17 protein-coding genes are annotated in these 17,332 nt (G+C 51.3%); 9 read left to right on the plus strand and 8 right to left on the minus strand.

Annotated elements, in window-relative coordinates; genetic code table 11:
• Positions 1 to 182 precede the first annotated feature (182 nt).
• Positions 183 to 1,406 carry a glycosyltransferase family 9 protein gene (locus tag ACYVAM_RS03480; RefSeq protein ID WP_461063938.1) on the plus strand — a complete coding sequence of 408 codons (1,224 nt, stop codon included), beginning with the start codon at positions 183 to 185 and terminating at the stop codon, positions 1,404 to 1,406.
• A 255-nt stretch (positions 1,407 to 1,661) separates the two neighbouring features.
• Positions 1,662 to 1,937, plus strand: a complete 276-nt coding sequence (locus tag ACYVAM_RS03485; protein WP_461063939.1) for a hypothetical protein — start codon at positions 1,662 to 1,664, stop codon at positions 1,935 to 1,937.
• Between the two features lie 51 nt (positions 1,938 to 1,988).
• On the opposite strand, the gene ACYVAM_RS03490 is transcribed toward ACYVAM_RS03485, so the two are convergent.
• The 3 genes from ACYVAM_RS03490 to ACYVAM_RS03500 form a co-directional block, all read right to left on the minus strand.
• Positions 1,989 to 2,861, minus strand: coding sequence for a PfkB family carbohydrate kinase (locus ACYVAM_RS03490; protein ID WP_461063941.1), 873 nt, complete (start codon positions 2,859 to 2,861; stop codon positions 1,989 to 1,991).
• Between the two features lie 239 nt (positions 2,862 to 3,100).
• Positions 3,101 to 3,253, minus strand: a complete 153-nt coding sequence (locus ACYVAM_RS03495; RefSeq protein WP_461063943.1) for a hypothetical protein — start codon at positions 3,251 to 3,253, stop codon at positions 3,101 to 3,103.
• Positions 3,254 to 3,431: 178 nt separating this feature from the next.
• Positions 3,432 to 3,791, minus strand: coding sequence for a T9SS type A sorting domain-containing protein (locus tag ACYVAM_RS03500; RefSeq protein WP_461063945.1), 360 nt, complete (start codon positions 3,789 to 3,791; stop codon positions 3,432 to 3,434).
• Between the two features lie 738 nt (positions 3,792 to 4,529).
• Here ACYVAM_RS03500 and ACYVAM_RS03505 point away from each other — a divergent pair.
• The gene (locus tag ACYVAM_RS03505) at positions 4,530 to 5,639 is read left to right on the plus strand and encodes a sensor histidine kinase (protein ID WP_461063947.1); all 1,110 of its coding nucleotides are present in this window, start codon (positions 4,530 to 4,532) and stop codon (positions 5,637 to 5,639) included.
• A complete protein-coding gene (locus ACYVAM_RS03510; protein ID WP_461063949.1) occupies positions 5,636 to 6,409 on the plus strand; it encodes a LytR/AlgR family response regulator transcription factor in 774 nt (257 codons plus the stop codon). Before ACYVAM_RS03505 ends, ACYVAM_RS03510 begins: the two co-directional genes overlap by 4 nt.
• Before the next feature lie 78 nt (positions 6,410 to 6,487).
• Here the strand turns inward: ACYVAM_RS03510 and ACYVAM_RS03515 are convergent, their stop codons facing one another.
• Positions 6,488 to 7,603 (minus strand): D-TA family PLP-dependent enzyme, encoded by a 1,116-nt coding sequence (locus ACYVAM_RS03515; protein ID WP_461063951.1) that lies wholly within the window; start codon positions 7,601 to 7,603, stop codon positions 6,488 to 6,490.
• Positions 7,604 to 7,606: 3 nt separating this feature from the next.
• The gene (locus ACYVAM_RS03520; protein WP_461063953.1) at positions 7,607 to 8,083 is read right to left on the minus strand and encodes a RidA family protein; all 477 of its coding nucleotides are present in this window, start codon (positions 8,081 to 8,083) and stop codon (positions 7,607 to 7,609) included.
• Between the two features lie 167 nt (positions 8,084 to 8,250).
• Here ACYVAM_RS03520 and ACYVAM_RS03525 point away from each other — a divergent pair, with 167 nt between their 5' ends.
• From ACYVAM_RS03525 to ACYVAM_RS03540, 4 genes are all read left to right on the plus strand, one after another.
• Positions 8,251 to 9,051: a rhamnogalacturonan acetylesterase gene (locus ACYVAM_RS03525; RefSeq protein WP_461063955.1), complete on the plus strand. Its 801-nt coding sequence runs from the start codon at positions 8,251 to 8,253 to the stop codon at positions 9,049 to 9,051.
• A 109-nt stretch (positions 9,052 to 9,160) separates the two neighbouring features.
• Complete coding sequence (locus tag ACYVAM_RS03530; protein WP_461063957.1) at positions 9,161 to 9,985, plus strand: SGNH/GDSL hydrolase family protein; 825 nt, start codon at positions 9,161 to 9,163, stop codon at positions 9,983 to 9,985.
• Positions 9,986 to 10,043: 58 nt separating this feature from the next.
• Positions 10,044 to 10,643 carry a YbhB/YbcL family Raf kinase inhibitor-like protein gene (locus ACYVAM_RS03535; protein WP_461063959.1) on the plus strand — a complete coding sequence of 200 codons (600 nt, stop codon included), beginning with the start codon at positions 10,044 to 10,046 and terminating at the stop codon, positions 10,641 to 10,643.
• 65 nt (positions 10,644 to 10,708) lie between these two features.
• Positions 10,709 to 12,331 (plus strand): amidase, encoded by a 1,623-nt coding sequence (locus ACYVAM_RS03540; RefSeq protein ID WP_461063961.1) that lies wholly within the window; start codon positions 10,709 to 10,711, stop codon positions 12,329 to 12,331.
• A gap of 17 nt (positions 12,332 to 12,348) precedes the next feature.
• Here ACYVAM_RS03540 and ACYVAM_RS03545 read toward each other — a convergent pair whose 3' ends face one another.
• Genes ACYVAM_RS03545 through ACYVAM_RS03555 form a run of 3 tightly spaced genes read right to left on the minus strand, consistent with a single transcriptional unit; the run spans position 12,349 to position 16,635 of the window.
• Positions 12,349 to 13,563, minus strand: coding sequence for a helix-turn-helix domain-containing protein (locus ACYVAM_RS03545; RefSeq protein WP_461063963.1), 1,215 nt, complete (start codon positions 13,561 to 13,563; stop codon positions 12,349 to 12,351).
• A 38-nt stretch (positions 13,564 to 13,601) separates the two neighbouring features.
• Positions 13,602 to 14,222, minus strand: a complete 621-nt coding sequence (locus ACYVAM_RS03550) for a hypothetical protein (protein WP_461063965.1) — start codon at positions 14,220 to 14,222, stop codon at positions 13,602 to 13,604.
• Between the two features lie 10 nt (positions 14,223 to 14,232).
• Positions 14,233 to 16,635, minus strand: a complete 2,403-nt coding sequence (locus tag ACYVAM_RS03555; RefSeq protein ID WP_461063967.1) for a TonB-dependent receptor domain-containing protein — start codon at positions 16,633 to 16,635, stop codon at positions 14,233 to 14,235.
• Positions 16,636 to 16,952: 317 nt separating this feature from the next.
• Here ACYVAM_RS03555 and ACYVAM_RS03560 point away from each other — a divergent pair, with 317 nt between their 5' ends.
• Entirely contained in the window at positions 16,953 to 17,252 is a 300-nt protein-coding gene (locus ACYVAM_RS03560; protein ID WP_461063969.1) for a hypothetical protein, read from the plus strand.
• Positions 17,253 to 17,332: the final 80 nt, after the last annotated feature.

A 17,332-nucleotide genomic window follows, 5' to 3' on the forward strand; every position in this document is an offset into this window, starting at 1 on the left:
TTTCGGTGATGGCCAAGACACTAAGTAGGTGCGCCAGCTTAGGTACTTTTAGTTTCACCAGGTTGTTACAGTCAACGTAACAAATCTACGGCAATCGCAGTTGGGTTACTATACCGCGGTTAAACGCAACTCCTGATCAGACAGAAACTGGTCTGCTCACTGCTGAAAACACTGAAAAATTCATGCTTGGTAAAGTCCGTAAATATTGTGCACCCCGCCGTATTGCCTATCCCCTACAATTTCTGGATCTATTCGTAGACAACTACGTACGGGGACGGACATCTACCGAGCTTAAAACGCACGACACAGTTGAACCAGATAGTCCCTCTATCTTATTGATGACGGCGGGTCATTTGGGCGATGCCCTCGTTTTATCTTATACTTTTCCACTCATTCGGCAGCGTTACCCAAATGCTCAGATTGATATACTGGCGGGTAGCTGGTGTGACCCCATCTGGCGACACAATCCGTATGTCCGGCGCGTCGTTCACCTCAATCACGTTTCTACCAACCGAAGCACACGCTCCAGCATGGACAAATGGCAGACGTTTTTCAAGTCGACCCGTTCAGCCATCAAGTCCCTGGAAGATGAAGTGTACGATTATTCGGTTGACATTCGCTATTCCGATTCGCCTATGCATTTTATTCTGCCTTTCCTGAAGGTCAAACGCAAAATCGGCTTTGGCTCACGCGGGTTAGGTGGCTTGCTGGACAACGAATTTTTTCTCCCCGATCAGGAAACGAATAATTTTGATTTGCTACTTATGCTGCTCAAGCCCATGGGCGTCGAGGGCGAGCTCCGAACCGTTAAACCCTATTTTTTTCACCCGGCTCAGTCAGCCCAGCAACTGTGGAGTAAACTAGGGCAACCGGCGCCGGCAAGCAAAACGATTTTACTCTGTCCCGAATCAGGCAGTGCCATTCGCATGTTATCGGTTGATTATTGGTGCCAGCTCGCCACCCGGCTTTTGGCGCAAAGCCCGTATGGATTGGTGTTTAGCGGCCAGAGTGAATTCACCACAGCCCTTTACGAGCGTGTTCGGCAGGAACACCCAACGGCTGCTGATCGGCTATATTCAGTCGTTGGTCAGTTGACACTTGACGACCTGATCACGTTGAGCGAACAGGCATTGGCGGCCTTCACGCTCGATTCGTTACCAATGCATTTATGCTGTTTAGGTTGCCCGACAGTGTCGTTTCAGAAAAATGGAATGGGTATTCAATTTTTCCCCATTGGAAGTCAATCAACGCTGGTGATTCATAACCACGATCAAAGTCGTATGCTACAGCTTGACCGGCCTGGATCAGCCAGCGAGTATGTGACGGTGTTCGATGAGACTGTTTTGGATCGGGCTATGCGGTGGTTTTGGATGATCGAGGGGCAATCCCACCTAAATTCTGAATAGCCTTCAGCTGGTAGATTACTATGTATGGGCCAGTCCCAAAAGTATACACCATACCGGTAACTCGGGAATGGGCTAACAAGGCCCATACATCATTCATCAGCGCTGTTTTACCCGTATTTTTCTGCAATGAGACGTAACCTTTAACCACCTGATCAGGGCATTCCGCTGATGCAAAAGGCGATTCCGCTTACTTCATTTGCCTATCGATTGCTAAACGTTTAAGTTAGCTAACTAAATCGCTAATAGGCAGACCGGATGGTATACAGTCGGCAAGTGTGCTTTGAAGGGCCCCCGCCTTCTATTCCAGACATCATCGAGCGTGTTCGTCAGCGTACCGGCATCGACGCCACGTACGTAGCCAGCAAATGGCTATTAACCAACCCACTTGACTCAAATGACCTATTCAGTTTATACGCAGAAGGAGAAAGTTGTCTCTTACTGATCAATGAAGGAACCGAAACGGATCTTTTACGAGCCACTCTCTACACCTTGCTTGAGTTGGGCGGCTACTACAAGGATTGGTACGAGTAAGGACCTCCGGGCAGCACCGCTGCCCAAAACTAGCGTATATACTTTATCAGCTTATACTTCCTGGTTTAAGAGCGACGAAATTAAGGCCGGAGAGCCGGAAAAAGGGCCCGATGAACTGATTTTCGCGGCAGCCAGGACCGAACCAAAGTCACCGGCTTCTTCGATGGAACTGCCTTGCAGCCGTCTCCAGAGGTAGCCCGCCATGTAGGTATCTCCACAACCCGTTGCGTCGACTACGGCCGTTGGCTGTGCGGCCAGAATCGGATAGAATGTACCATCTCTATAAATGAGTGACCCCTTGCTGCCAAGCGTTATGATGACTTCCCGAACGCCCAGATCCGCTAAATAACGGGCGCCATCGTGTGCATCCGTTTGCCCCGTGAGCACGTTCATTTCAAACTCGTTCGCTTTCAGCGTATGCACAAAAGGGAGCACTTTCTTCTTGTCTGACCAGTCCTGATAAACAACTTTTTTCTGCCTGACATGCCTTAAATACCCTTGCACATCTAACGAGACAAGGCTCTTTTTCGATAAATTCTCGATCAGCTTCGTGGGTATGTCATCGTACAACAGCGGCCCCAGATGAACAATTCTGGCGTCTATCGGTGGTATGTTGGCAACCCGGAACGGTAACGCCTTTTGCTCAACTCGTTGATCACGGTGATCCTGATCCTCGCTATAAATGTTTTCGAAATAAACGGTATGCGGGCTCGGTAAGGCATCAACCTCAACGCCTTCTGCTCGTAAGTCGTCAACGAATTGATGTTCCTCGAACGATAAAGCCGTTACCAGTTTATACTTTAACCCTGAATGGAGCAGGGACTTGGCCATGTAAATAGAGGTACCGCCCGGCTTAAACGCCACCGATTGTGGCGTAACTATTTTATCCAGCGATATATGGCCTATGATACAGATATCGAGCATTGTGTAGGTGATCGAAATGGTAACAGTTGGTAGCTGACCAAGGCAACGCATGTGTGTGACGGCAGCTTTTACCCGATTCTCCACGATTCAGGTATACAAACGCCCCGTTTCATACGTCTGTCTTTGTCAGAAACAACCGAAAATGGTTAACACGACCCTATTCAACCTGTTGTTACCCTCAGCGACTTTCTGATCGACTTTTCGCTGAGTACAAACTGGCGCTGGAAGCCTCACTGATTTCATTGGCCAACGGTCACGTTCGCATTGGCAATCAACTTCATTGAGGTACGACGCACATCGACTCGGTTTCGATCGGGTCGATAGGCACCGCTCCAGCCTGACAAGTGAACTTCTTGGGGTCGGTAAAATTTTAAACCGCTACGGCGGTCCATTCGTTCGTTGTGGTAAGTTCTTTTAGCCAGAAAACGGCAGGAGTTGCAGCCTGGCGACGAGAACATAACTAGAGATCTAAAATCAGAATCAATACGTTTAATGACTACAGGTAATAGAGCTGACTAGGTTACGACGTCCTCCGGGAGTCATCGACGCCCTAACCTAGCCCTACGATTCTTATTCCTGAACGACAAAACTCTCATTCGGATTGACCTGTATAACGAACGTTTTAGTGAGGGTTTGAGTACCTGCTACCAGCGCCAATTGGTAAGTACCGGTGCCTAGACTTGAGAGATCGAATTGCTGACTCAGCCCTTTTTGAAGATTTACAGTTTCCGTATAGACGGATTGGCCATTGGCATCCCGAATCATCAATTGGCCTTTCGCTGGAATAGGTTGGACATAAAATTTGATTTTATGTTCGGGGGTCATCACCAGATGTGTCTGAGCGGCTGTGGATTTGTCCGGCTCATTGGTTGTTGCGAATGATGCGGTACTGGCTACCAGACCCAGCATCAGAATAACTACTTTTTTCATGGCTGTTTTTGTTTATTTCGTTTTTGACGGTAAGCCCGCCCCGGCCTACCGGTTTCGATGTGACAAAGGTGCTATAGGATGATTCGCTCAGAAAATGAAAGGCGACGAGCAGTCAAATTGGCCTGACGAGTGTCCGTTTTTGCCGGACGAACAACCGCATAGACATTGACAATCAGCCGGTTAATTAATAATACTGACCCCTATTTTAACGTGAATAATGAGGTTAAGCGTGGGCGGGGGTCCTTAACCTTGTGGCGCATACACGTCTTCTTTCTTACCGAAAAGCCCTGTCAAGGGCGACCTGTTACTAGAATCGTGAGGATGAGCTTTATGTAAAGCGCCGTTGGTGCGACCCAGATGAACAAGAGTAGGTCGCGCCAACGGCGCTTCAGACCAGACATAAGCCAGACAACTATTAATAGGCCGTCCCTAGCGGGATTGGGCAAGTCCTTAAGCTAGTATTCGCGTTATTTTGCCAATCCTGGCAATCGTACCCGGCTCAACCGTTTACCGCTAAGGGCCATCAGGCCGATGAGTAGTATCATTTACGGCGCTCATCGGCCTAAACGCTTCACTCGTCAGCCTGATGTGGCCTTTCGGTAGCGTTGATTTTTGAGCGGCCGACCTGGACTCTATTTTTGATCGCTCAACTAAGGGCGGGAAACAAGCCGTGGAAACGCAACTTTTTTGTAAGCTAGTAGCCAACGGACATCTTTATCTTTTCACTAAAAATGGACAATGGTCGAAAAGCTGACCTATCAACAAAAATGGCAAGTGGTGATTCGGTTACTATTGCTGTATTCACCTCTGCTGCTGTACGTTAACTTGCCTAACTCCGTCCGACACCCGGCCAAGCTGGTAGAGATATCGCCCTTCATCGCGATCTTTATTCTCATTGCGTTGGGCTTATACTTCATCTGGATTACGGCCACTGACTGGATTCAGATTCAGTTATTTCGCTGGTTTGGGGAGGACTTTCTGCTCGATTTCAGCTGGCAGGCACTGGTGCTGACCATGCTCATTTCGCTTGGCTTGGCGGCTCTGTACGCACAGGTCTTTCAACTGATCATATCGACACTTTTTTCCTTACTCTTTCACAGCGATTTTTTAAAACGACCCTCCTCCCAGACGCCACCGTTCAGCCCCGAAGTCTTTACGTACCTGCAACGGGTAAATAAAGTGTTCAATTTGGTCATTATGCTTTCGGCGTTCTACCTGACCCTTATTTCCCGCTCTTACCAGCAGCTAAAGCATGTGCAGCTCCGGGCCGAAAAATCAGAGAAAGAGGCCGCCATAAGCCAGGTCGAAGCCCTGAAAAATCAACTCAGTCCCCATTTTCTGTTCAATAGCCTTAGTATTCTTACGGCCATGGTCCATGAGGATGCCGACTTATCGGAGCAATATATCAAGCAGTTAGCCAGAGTGTATCGCTACATCCTCGAACAGCGGGACCAGGAACTGGTTCTTCTTAAAACTGAAGTAGATTTCATTCGTGCTTACACATTTCTGCTTCAGATCAGGTTCGAGAACAAATTCGAGGTCGTTATAGAGCCGAGTCCAGCCCAGCAGAATCAGTATCGAATTGCGCCCTTATCCCTTCAGTTGCTGGTTGAAAATGCCGTCAAACACAATCGAATGGCCATTGACGAACCGCTACGCGTGCGTATCCATTGTCAGAATGATGTGTTGATTATCGAGAATACCTGGCTACCCCGCGACCAGCCCGAATCTTCAACCGGCCTGGGATTACAGAATATTGTCAATCGCTATTCGCTGCTCACCAAACGACCGGTGTGGTATGGTCATCAGGATAATTTGTTTGTTGTCAAAATCCCTTTACTCGTATGAACGTCGTCATTATTGAAGATGAAGCCCGTACGGCCCGTCAACTGGAGCGAATGCTGAAAAAGTATGATGGCTCGGTTCATATCTTAGCCCAACTGCCTTCTGTGAAGGAATCTGTTGCCTGGTTCAGTGAGCCTAACAACAACCAACGGCCACAGCTTGACTTAGCCTTCATGGATATCCATCTGGAAGACGGCCTGGCTTTTCGTATTTTTGACCAGATAAACCTGACCGTGCCCGTTATTTTCACAACCGCCTACGACGAGTATGTGCTCAAGGCTTTCAAGGTAAACAGTGTCGATTATCTGCTCAAACCGGTGGAGTATGACGAGCTGGTAGCCGCCATTGAAAAATTCAAATCCACCCGAAGTCAACCCGTATTGCCCGACCTGAAGGCCCTGGTCCAGCTGATGCAACAGCCCGCGTCGAACAGTTTTAAAGAACGGTTTATGGTTAGTATCGGCACCAAAATTCATAGTGTGGAGGTGGCCGATATTGCGTACTTCTATTCGGAGGAAAAAGCCACGTTCCTCATCACCAAAGGAGGGCAATTGCTGCCGCTCGAATACAGCCTCGATCAGGTATCGGGCCTGCTCAATCCGGGTCACTTCTTCCGGGTGAACCGCCAGATTATCATTGCCCGAACCGCGATCCAGTCCGTCCATGCCTATTCAGCCGGAAAGCTCAAACTGGACTTATTGCCCGTTCCCCGTCAGGATGTGTTTGTCAGCACAAGCCGCCAGTCAGAATTCAAAGACTGGCTGGGTCGTTGACTAGTGTTGTCTTTCGAAACAAAGGGGTAAATCTGTCTGGGCCAAGCTCTGGCTTGGCCCAGACAGATTTACCCCTTACTATACTGAAATCAGCCGGTCGCGGGAGATGGTTCGCCACTCACCGGTTGCGTGACCGTTTTCGATGGTGTAAGCCCGTTCGTACAGAGCTACTGTCGGGCAAATATGGTTCGGTATGCCATAGAATATGTCGCCAATCTGATACGGGTGTCCGGCTCCGGCTTCAACCACCAAATGTTCCTCACTCTGACCAATCGCCTTTAGTTCCGGCGCATTCAGAAACGTAATCCGCTGGGCAAGTTCGCCCTCGGCAGCAACGGACTTATGGCCAACATCGAGGCATAATTTTGTCGCATCGGGCAGCGAGATCACCCGCGAAACCACCAGCGCAGCTGGTAAAAATGGTTGCTCGGTCAGCACACTCTGGTAGCCTTTATCCCAGTAAATAAACGTACCGGGACTGCACTCCACATCCGGCCGTTTGGCATGAATCGGGAACGTCGGGCTCCCGCCTACCACCAGCACGGGTTTGGCGAACCCCTGCGAAACAAGCGTATCGCGCAGGAGTTGAACGGGCCAGAAAGCCGCATCACATTGGGTTGTGCGAATGGCCATATCCGGGTCGCGCAGGTGTCCGTCATACGCATGCAACCCCACGGGACGAACGCCCGGTAATTGCTCCAGTTCGGCATACAGCGCCAGAACAGCGCCACCCGGTGCCATCCCAGTGCGGTTCATACCCACATTCAGGTCAATATAGACCGGAACGACCCGACCAGCCGCCACGGCTAGATCGGACAGTTGCTGGGCGGTTACGCGGTTATCGACCAGACAGGAAAATTCCGTATCGGGATAGGTAGTCATCAGGTTGAGCAGCCGGTGCATTTTGGCTTCGTTTGGCTGATAAGCCAGCAGCACATCGGGCGCGCCGATCATGGCCAGCATTTCAGCTTCAGCGATGGTCGCACATTTAAACTTTCGAATCCCCGCATCGAGCATCAACTGGCAGGCCTCCCGCGATTTGTTTGTTTTCACGTGGGGCCGCAACCGACTCACGTTGTCGATTGCCTTTATCAGCGACGCAATGTTTTGTTTGACCCGATCCGGATAAACCATCAGGGCAGGCGTATCGAGTTGGGTTATGTCGGCAATCGAGTACCAGGGGGCTTGTTCCATGACTTAAACCAGTTCAAATAAGGCTTCTATCTCAACCGGAATATTGTCGGGCAACGAGCCCATGCCCACTGCCGACCGAACACCGATGCCGTTGTCAGCTCCCCAAACGGTGGCGAAAAGTTCACTGCATCCATTGATAACGTACGGGTGCCGACCAAAATCGGCCGTGCAGTTCACCATGCCGAGGACTTTAATGACGCGCTTTACCCGATCAAGACTACCCAAGTTCGTTCGGATGGTCGACAGGATGGTGAGGCCCACTTGCCGGGCGGCCAACTTGGCCTGCTCGATATCCAGATCAGCGCCAACGCGGCCGATGATCAGGCTTTTATCATCCTGCACCGGGCCATGCCCCGACACGTACAGGTATTTACCGTCAATCAGAAATGGTTTATAAACACCCAGGGGCTGGGGTGCGGGGGGGAGCGAAAGACCGGTATCAGCAAAGGCTTTTTCGGGCGACATAGGGTTAATCTGCATAGGAAATGAAAACAACGTTTAGTCAAAAAATGGATCTGCTCCGGTTAATGTCAACGACTAGGCTGGTCTGACAACACCTGAAGCCGTACATTCGCAAACTTAACCGAAACTATCGGGTTAAGCGGCTACGAAGCCAAAAATCAGTTCGATTTACCGTACTAACGTTTATGAAAAAGAGACTACCCATCCTGTTGTTTTTCCTCGCTGCTCTTTTCTGGATGGCTGCTACCCAGGTTCAACGTCCCTCCCTTTACCTCATCGGCGACTCGACCGTTAAGAATGCCAACGACAAGGGCGATGGCGGCATGTGGGGTTGGGGGCACTTCATCGACGCTTATTTCGACACAACGCGTATCCATATAGAGAACCACGCCATTGGCGGGCGAAGCAGCCGCACCTTTCTGACCGAAGGCCGCTGGGATAAACTGATGACCCGGTTAAAACCCGGTGATTTTGTTATGATCCAGTTCGGGCATAACGACGCCAGTGCCGTCAATGATACCCTCCGCGCCCGGGGTACCCTCAAAGGTACGGGCAATGAAACGCAGGAAATCGATAATCTGCTGACCCGGAAGCATGAGGTCGTGCACAGTTACGGCTGGTATATCCGTAAATATGTGACCGATACCAAAGCAAAGGGAGCCATACCGATTGTCTTGTCGTTGGTTCCACGCAATGCCTGGAAAGAGGGGAAAGTGGTTCGTGGCGATACCGATTACGGCAAATGGGCTGCCGAAGTAGCCAGCGCCGAGCAGAATGGCAAAAATGGCGTTTACTTCCTTAACCTCAATGAGCTGGTTGCCCGAAAATACGACGTCGTGGGTGATTCCACTCTCCTGCAAGCTACGTACTTTGTTAAGGACAATACGCACACAAACGCTGCCGGAGCAAAAGTCAACGCATCGTCGGTAATTGATGGGCTCAAGTCCCTGAAAACCTGCCCGTTGAACAACTATGTGAAGGAGTAAAAAATGCCGATGCTTAGTTCGTGCGATTGAATAAACCCGGTGCAGATGAACGTCCTACAGTAAACAGATTAGCCGATTTTCTTTTCCAGCCAGCACTACACTCAAAAGCATGAAACAGTTTTGCATTCTTCTGACTCTGATCTGTTTAACTGGCGCCGTCAAACACGAAGCGGTTAGCTGGGTGGCCATTGGGGATTCCATCACGTATTTGAATGACCACCTGGATGAAACCGGCAATCGAATCACCAAAGGATACATGACCCGAGTCACTGAACGGCTCCCGTATATGCACTTCACCAACCAGGGTCATAATGGCTGGACCTCGGGTGGTATTGCCAAAGAAATCGACAACCTGGGTCTGGTTAAGGCAGATATATATTCCATCTTCCTGGGCACCAACGACTGGTGGTCAAGCCGACCTCTGGGCCGTCTGGCTGACTATCAGGCCAATGCGGGCAATACGACGGTATACGGGTCGTTCCGGATCATTATTAATAAACTCCGCCAACTGAATCCGCAGGCACCCATCATTTTGATCACGCCCATGCAGCGGGCTGATTTTGTCTACCTGACGAACTTCAAGAACAACGCCTATGGCTCGTATAAAGCCAAAAACGGCCAGTATCTCGAAGCATTTGCCAACGCCATCGACTCCATCGGCAAATTAGAACACCTGCCCGTCCTGGATCTTTACCATACGAACGGGTTAAAGGTAAAGAAGCTCGTTAAGTTCAAACGCCTGAAAGATCCGAAAACCGGCCAATACACCAACTACCCGTATCCGGATTTTATCGACATTCCGTTTAATCCAGAAACCGATGAGTACCCGTATCCGGTGGAGGCTATCGATATGACTTACGACGGCTTGCATCCATCCGATAAGGGGTATGAAGTGATTAGCCGCCAGCTAGTCAAAATTCTCAAAAAATACTGAGTCAGCTTTAGCTTTCGCAGAGAGCCAATTTATAGGAACAAACTAACCATCGCCTAACATGAAACGCATACTCTTTGCCGCTGCCCTACTGATCCGTTCGGTTTCAGTTTCGCTTGCCCAGCAACCAGCCCCGGCCGCATCAACCGCAGCCCCGCCGATGCGATTAACCACCACGGCCTTCCCGGATGGGGGCCTCATTCCGATCAAGTTTACCCAGGCGGCTCCGGGTGCTGCGCCGGGCGGTGGCGCTTCTCCGGCGCTGACCTGGACCGATGTGCCAGCCGGTACGCAAAGTTTTGTGCTGCACATGCACGATGTCGATGTGAGTCGAAATAAAACGATTGACGACAATTTGCACTGGCTGGTCTGGAACATTCCGGCTACGTCGACCGGACTCCCCGAGGCCATCCCCGCCGGGGCGCAGTTGCCGGATGGTAGTTACCAGGTAAATGTATTGACGCCCTCCTATCGGGGACCGGGTGCGGCTGCTTCGGGGCCATTGCACCATTATGTTTTTGAGTTGTATGCCCTGGACACCAAACTCGATGTAAAACCAGGTACCGAAGGCTCAGCCACACGGACAGCCGTGCTAAACGCCATTCAGGCCCACGTATTGGGCAAAGCGGCCTATGTCGGCCTGTTCAAGCGGCCTCAATAACGCAGGGATTACCGAGTTGCCCGATACCCCGTTCTTCTTACTCCTATCTTCTTCGCAAACACGTCATGAACAGACGGAATTTTATCAAGAGTAGTTCCGTAGCCAGTGTATCGGCTGCGTCGCTGACCGTAGCAGCCTGTAACACACCCAAAAAGACAAGCACAGAAAACGACACTCAACCCTTCACGGATGAGTTTGAGCTGAATGAACTGACCATCGGTGATCTCCAGAAGAAAATGCAATCGGGCCAGGCCAGCTCGGCCACCATTACCCAGTTGTACCTGGACCGTATTCAGGCCATTGATAAAAATGGCCCCGGTCTGAATGCCGTTATCGAAGTCAATCCCGACGCGCTGACCATTGCCAAAGCGATGGATGAAGAACGCAAGTCGGGTAAGAATCGAGGGCCGCTACATGGCATCCCGGTGCTGATCAAAGACAACATCGACACGGGCGACCAAATGATGACAACCGCTGGTTCGCTGGCGCTGGAAGGCCATAAAGCGGCAAAAGATGCGTTTGTCGTCACGAAATTACGGGAAGCCGGGGCGGTCATTCTGGGCAAAACAAACCTCAGTGAATGGGCGAATTTCCGATCAACGCGCTCCAGCAGTGGGTGGAGTAGCCGGGGCGGACAAACCCGAAACCCAGTTGTGCTGGACCGCAGTCCGTGTGGCTCCAGTTCGGGGTCGGGCTCAGCCGTGGCCGCTAATCTATGTGCAGTGGCCGTAGGAACAGAAACGGATGGTTCGGTGATTGCGCCATCCTCGTTTTGTGGCGTAGTCGGCATAAAGCCAACCGTCGGGTTGATCAGCCGCAGTGGTATCATACCCATTTCCAAAACGCAGGATACGGCCGGGCCAATGGCCAGAACCGTCACCGATGCAGCCATTTTACTGGGCGCTATGGCGGGTGTCGATCCGGCGGATGCGGTTACCAGCGAAAGCAGCGGCAAAAGCGCGAACGACTACACCACCTTTCTCAAGGCAGACGGGTTATCGAGCAAGCGCATTGGTGTCGAGAAATCATTCCTGAAAGGACACGAAGGTGTGGTTGGCTTATATAAACAGGCCATTGAGGTACTGAAAAAACAAGGGGCAACTATTGTTGAAGTCGATCTGCTTAAGTCACTGGATGACATTGGCGGGGCCGAACTTACCGTCCTGCAATACGAGTTTAAAGACGGCGTAAACCGGTATCTGGCAACGGCCAATGCCCGCGTCAAGACATTAGCGGAGGTGATTGCGTTCAACCAGCAGAACGCGGCTAAAGCCATGCCTTTCTTCAAACAGGAAACCCTGGAGAGCAGCGAGGCTAAAGCCGGACTGGATAGCAAGGAATATACCGATGCGCTGGCCAAAACCCGGAGTTCGCGCCAGCTCATCGATAAACTCATGTCGGATCATAAATTGGATGCCATTTGTGGGACCAGCATTGGATTTGCGGGCTGTATCGACCTGATCAACGGCGACTACGACACTGGTTTTTACTTCTGTCCACCGGCGGCTATGGCGGGTTATCCGCACATGACGATTCCAATGGGGAGCGTCCACGGCTTACCCGTCGGCTTTTCGCTCATTGCCGGGGCGTATCAGGAAGGTGCCTTATTATCAATGGGATACGCCTATGAACAGGCATCGAAAAAGCGGGGACGGCCAACGTTTATCAACTCCCTGATTCCGGCTTAGGTTGCAAAATAACTCCCCTACCCAACCGACTCTACGAACTCTCGGGGCGACAGTCCGGTCAGTTTCCTGAAAGCCCGGTTGAAGGTTGCTTTTGAATTGAAGCCACAGTCGAGAGCAATGCCTAACAAGCTTAAATGTGCATTGGCCGGATCAAGCGCCTGGCGTTTGAACGCATCGACCCGGTATTGATTGACAAAATCATTGAAGTTTTTTCCTGTTCCGGCGTTGATCACCGGCGATAATACGGAGGTGTTCGTTTTGAGCCGCCGGGCGAGGTCATTCAGCGACAGATCGGGGTCCAGATAAGGCCGTTCGTTCTCCATATACGCCAGCAACGTATCGCGCCAGAGTACTAAATCCGTCGCTAAAGCGGTGGGCGTTTTACTCAACGGCCGTGCCGATCCGCTGGCCACCAGTGCCGGGCCAGCTACCCGTTCCAGCTCCTCTTCTACACCATCGGGCAATGATGCCAGAATGGGCGCAGGTGTTTGCACAAACGTTAACCGCCGACCGGGCTGGATTTGGGCATAGCCGTGAATACTTACATAATAGATCATAAAAACGCCCGCCAGCTCATCCCACCAATCCTGCCAGAATGTAAGCGTGAAGATCAAATCGAGAACCATCATGATTAAGCTGAACAGGAACGTGGCCGTCAGCGCAATCAGGAAATTGCGGAACCAGCGAAAACTAATAACCTCTGTATCGGAGAATTGCGTTTTTATCCAGGCTCTATACTGCCGGTAAAGCCGTAATGACAGCATCAGGTAATAGACATCCAGACCGATGCTCGCAATCGTCTCCAGGTCATTGATATGGTACGGGTAGTGTACGGTGGTTTTCCAACGCTCGACGAAGGCTGGACCCATGGAAAAAACGCTGATGTGGTAAACGACGTACATCAAAAACGGAACGGCATGCCAGATGTCGTGCCGGGTGAACCGGAAATCGGCATTGATTTGGCTTTTGAGGTAGAAATAGCATAAAGCCGGGAACAGAAAACCGAGCGTCCGGGGGAAAAACTCGAGTTCACGCCAGAGAATCTCAATGCCGCCAAAGCCCAGCATGTATTCCCAGATGTTCAGACTAAGGCCCACCAATACCCAGCCCAGCAGCCAGTCGGACAGGCGTTCTTCGCGCCAGGCCCGTATCCACAGCAACAGGGCGTAAATCCAGCCCTGAATGAAGCCAAATAACAGGGGCGATGAATAGGCGTTGAACTCAAACGTCATGGATACATCTATTTTCAGGCAAGATACAGTCTGTTTTATTACCGAAAGATATTGATGGTTTTGCCACCGTCCTCTTTTTTGACGACCAGAAACGGCTTGCTCCCGTCGATCCGCTTCCCACTCATAACGATATCAACCTGCATCTCATCGGCCATGTAAACTTTCGTACCGACGGGCAATTCTTGCTTCGTATTGTCCATTGGCATGAGCATCATTATCTTCGTCCCGTTTCCTGGTTCGTCGGGCCGATACGTAATGAGGCTAATCTTACGAGGCATCATACTATTGTTCCGGAAACGAACGGTCACCAGGGGAATTGACGAACGGGTTGTTGTTTCGGGCTTCGTCAACAATGTCTTGCCTGCGTCATCGCCCGTTACGGTGAAGATAAAGCCCTCAGTCGTTTCGCCGTCTTTACTAAAATAGAGCTTGCTGCCGACCGGCCAGTTTTTGGGCGTCGATTCGTTGCGGTTCATGGTAAATCCATAGGCCATCCCCGGCCCTTCGGCGCGGAACATCCGGTGGTAGCCAAGGTTGTTTCGAAGGGTAAACGCCACGCGGGCAACCGCATCTGTTGGCTCCGTTTTCTGCCCAAAACCAATAGAAGAAAGAGTTTGTGTAAGCAGGATCAGGGCAAAACAGCCAATTTTCGTGTTCATATTCTTCAGTTTATAGATTGCTTTTCGTTTTGATTCGTTCTGCCTCCGTTCCGGTCTGGCGCTCGCGGGCCGCTTTAATGTCTTTGCTGCCAAAGCGATAGCTGAACCGAATCGTTGCCCGGCGGCTTTCCCATTTTCGGTCGATGTTGAATTGCTGGGTCAGAAAATCAGCTGACTGTTTCCAGCGCATGGTATTCAGCAAATCGTCGATTCCTAAGGTGATTTTACCACGTTCCTGCATGACTTTCTTCTGGAGGCTCAGGTTCAGGGCACCCAGGCCGCCAATATGATAAACCGTCTGCCGGGTGGGAGCACTCCAGAAGCCCGACACCTGCGCCGACCAGACTTTCGAGAGGGTAAACGAATGCTGCATATACCCCTCGAAGGCAAACGCCCGCTGATCGAATGGCTCATCAGCCGACAGCTTACCCTGAAACCGATTCCAGGTGGCCCCGGCATACGCATACACGCTCCACCCTTTCGTAAACTGATACGGTGAACTGATCGATACATTCAGCGCATCGACCCGACCCACGTTGGCAACCGTTTGATAAGCCATGAGGCCTTCCTGCCGGATCACGTCGGTGGCAAAATCGTCGGTATGGCTGAAAGCTAGTTTAATCGTCGACGCCCATTTGTAGGTATAGCTGAATTCAACATTGTGCGTATAAGTCGGGCGCAGATAGGGGTTGCCCCGCTGGCTGGTGTAGGGGTCCATCTGGTACACAAACGGATTCATATCCTGGTAGTTGGGTCGCCCAATGCGTCGTCCGTAATTGATTGAAAACTGGCTGTTGTCGGTAGCCCGATACTGCACAAAGGCCGTTGGAAACAGGTTTAGGTAAGTGGTATCCGGCGAGTTGATGGCTCGTTGGCGCAAATCGACGGAGCGCCCTGTCACGTTCGAGTGTTCGGCCCGTACCCCGCCCTGCATCGACCATTTCCCCACCGACCGGTTCAATGACGCATACACGGCACTGACGATCTCCCGATAGGTGAACCGATTTGTCCGGTTGACGTCGGGTTGCTCAGTCGTTTCTGCATTATCCGGCCCGGTGAATGCCAACAAGTCATTATCGGTGGCGACATCGGTACGTTTAAGGCCAGTTTCGAGTTTCAGATGGCGGCTTTTCCACTCCTTCACAAAATCACCTTTCAACGTAACGATGGTGATGTCGGTTGCCGCATCGAACCGGCGTTGCCGCCGAAACAGCGGCTGGCCATTTGGATTTACATAGTGGCTGGTGATGGCGCTGGGTGCGGTGTTGGTAAAGCGCGTCACATCCGCATCGAGGTTCAATTCCAGGCCCAGCGTATCGGCGTAGCGGTAATTCAGCGCGGCATTGACCCGGTTGTTTCGCGCGGGATGTGCGGCCGTTCCGGTAGTCGATTGGTTTATGAGGCTCGAATCCAGTGCGTTTTGACTGTTGATAATTCTCGTCGTGGTGTATGTTCCAAAGCGATTGGCCGTCGAGTTACCCGACACAATCAGGCCGATCGTTTGCCGGGGCGATGCCTTCCGATGATCCAGCGTATAATCTACCCCGGCTTTATACACAACGGCCCGGGTTCCGTCGGAGTCATAGCCGCGCTGGAGAAACTGCGACCCACCTGACATTCGGTCCAGCAAAACGTTCGTAATCTGGAAATTGTCGCTGACGGCGGCATTCCCGAACAGGTTTACACGGTTGGCGCGGTAATTCAGGTCGAGAGCCGCGTTGGCCCGATGGTGGTCACTCTGCCCATAGCCTGCGGATGCATTTCCGTTTAGGCCCAGGCGCTTATCCCGCCGGAATTTAATGTTGATAATCCCCGCTCCGCCCTGAGCATCGAACCGCGCCGACGGGTTCGTAATTAAGTCGACTTTATCAATAGTCGACGCGGGTGTGGCCCGGAGCAAATTGGCCAGGTCAGCCGCCGACAAGTTGGTCGGTTTTCCGTCGATAAACACGTTAACGCCCTGTTTCCCGGCCATCCGAATGTTATCGTTCGGGTCAATGACCACGCCGGGTGCCTGTTGCAAGAGTTCGTAGGCCGTTTTCCCCTGAGCCGTGGCATCGGCCGCTACATTGAGCACGGTCTTGTCGACCTGTTGCTCGACGAATGACTTCTGCGCCCGTACGGTCACATCCGCCAGCGTTTGCCCGGCAGCGTTGAGCACCAGCGGCTCCAGTGCGGTCGACTGCCCATCCTGCACCGAAACAGGCTCACTGGTGGTGTTTGCCATGCCTACCAGCGATACCTGAACTCGATAGGTACCAGCACTTATTTGAGCAAATACATACTGCCCGGCTTCGTTAGCGAGTGTTCCTTTGGCGAGTGTCGAGTCAGCGGCCCGAAGCAGCTTGACGACCGCAAACGGCATGGGCTGGTTTGTAGCATTCCGCACGGAACCCGTTACGGATTGGGCCATTGACCAAATTGTAGTTAGCGACAATAGTGAGAACGTAACGAATCGTATCATGGGGTTGGCCGTTTGTGATTGACGATCCAAAGGTGACAGATCCGTACCCATCACTTCGACCCAAACTAGATTTGAGACGCCCCAAATGATGAATTGAGCCGTTTACAAACACTTACCGGTCTTTCCGACAACAGAAGCCATATTAGCGCCCTTGTAAAAAGCAGGACCTTTGCCTAAAAAATCAAATAAATAAGCAAACAATCGAACGGGACTTCAGTTGCGCGGCTTTTATATATGACGTATATTGATTTTCAAAACCATATACTATGATCAACGAAAGTTTACCCACCGCAACCGCACTTGACACGTATACCCCCATTAAGCCTTTTACCGGGTACGTGGCAGTGAGTCACACCTTAATGCAAACAGAAGGATTTGCCGACTTTCTGTTTGATAATTTCCGGATGATTCGGGATTTGACGACAAGCCGGGAGGGCTCATTGGGACTGAATCGATTTGAAATGCAGTCGATTCAGTTTACGGGAGGCTATGGCCAGTACAAAATCGTTGTTGAGCGATTACGCAACGGCGAATTCGTTATTGGCTCCGTGCGCAAACTTGTTTAATGGCTGAAAGCCCGTGCTGCCGTTATCCAGAGACAAAAAAGCCATTCCTCAAGACGGGAATGGCTTTCGCATTTTCTTAA

The sequence above is a fragment of the Spirosoma horti genome (assembly GCF_054776595.1).

Coding starts and splice junctions, on each gene's coding strand:
- ACYVAM_RS03500 (WP_461063945.1), bottom strand. CDS start 3,791: ATGAAAAAAGTAGTTATTCTGATGCTGGGTCTGGTAGCCAGTACCGCA.
- ACYVAM_RS03480 (WP_461063938.1), top strand. CDS start 183: ATGCTTGGTAAAGTCCGTAAATATTGTGCACCCCGCCGTATTGCCTAT.
- ACYVAM_RS03495 (WP_461063943.1), bottom strand. CDS start 3,253: ATGGACCGCCGTAGCGGTTTAAAATTTTACCGACCCCAAGAAGTTCAC.
- ACYVAM_RS03545 (WP_461063963.1), bottom strand. CDS start 13,563: ATGACGTTTGAGTTCAACGCCTATTCATCGCCCCTGTTATTTGGCTTC.
- ACYVAM_RS03560 (WP_461063969.1), top strand. CDS start 16,953: ATGATCAACGAAAGTTTACCCACCGCAACCGCACTTGACACGTATACC.
- ACYVAM_RS03530 (WP_461063957.1), top strand. CDS start 9,161: ATGAAACAGTTTTGCATTCTTCTGACTCTGATCTGTTTAACTGGCGCC.
- ACYVAM_RS03555 (WP_461063967.1), bottom strand. CDS start 16,635: ATGGCCCAATCCGTAACGGGTTCCGTGCGGAATGCTACAAACCAGCCC.
- ACYVAM_RS03510 (WP_461063949.1), top strand. CDS start 5,636: ATGAACGTCGTCATTATTGAAGATGAAGCCCGTACGGCCCGTCAACTG.
- ACYVAM_RS03540 (WP_461063961.1), top strand. CDS start 10,709: ATGAACAGACGGAATTTTATCAAGAGTAGTTCCGTAGCCAGTGTATCG.
- ACYVAM_RS03550 (WP_461063965.1), bottom strand. CDS start 14,222: ATGAACACGAAAATTGGCTGTTTTGCCCTGATCCTGCTTACACAAACT.
- ACYVAM_RS03520 (WP_461063953.1), bottom strand. CDS start 8,083: ATGCAGATTAACCCTATGTCGCCCGAAAAAGCCTTTGCTGATACCGGT.
- ACYVAM_RS03535 (WP_461063959.1), top strand. CDS start 10,044: ATGAAACGCATACTCTTTGCCGCTGCCCTACTGATCCGTTCGGTTTCA.
- ACYVAM_RS03525 (WP_461063955.1), top strand. CDS start 8,251: ATGAAAAAGAGACTACCCATCCTGTTGTTTTTCCTCGCTGCTCTTTTC.
- ACYVAM_RS03490 (WP_461063941.1), bottom strand. CDS start 2,861: ATGCTCGATATCTGTATCATAGGCCATATATCGCTGGATAAAATAGTT.
- ACYVAM_RS03505 (WP_461063947.1), top strand. CDS start 4,530: ATGGTCGAAAAGCTGACCTATCAACAAAAATGGCAAGTGGTGATTCGG.
- ACYVAM_RS03485 (WP_461063939.1), top strand. CDS start 1,662: ATGGTATACAGTCGGCAAGTGTGCTTTGAAGGGCCCCCGCCTTCTATT.
- ACYVAM_RS03515 (WP_461063951.1), bottom strand. CDS start 7,603: ATGGAACAAGCCCCCTGGTACTCGATTGCCGACATAACCCAACTCGAT.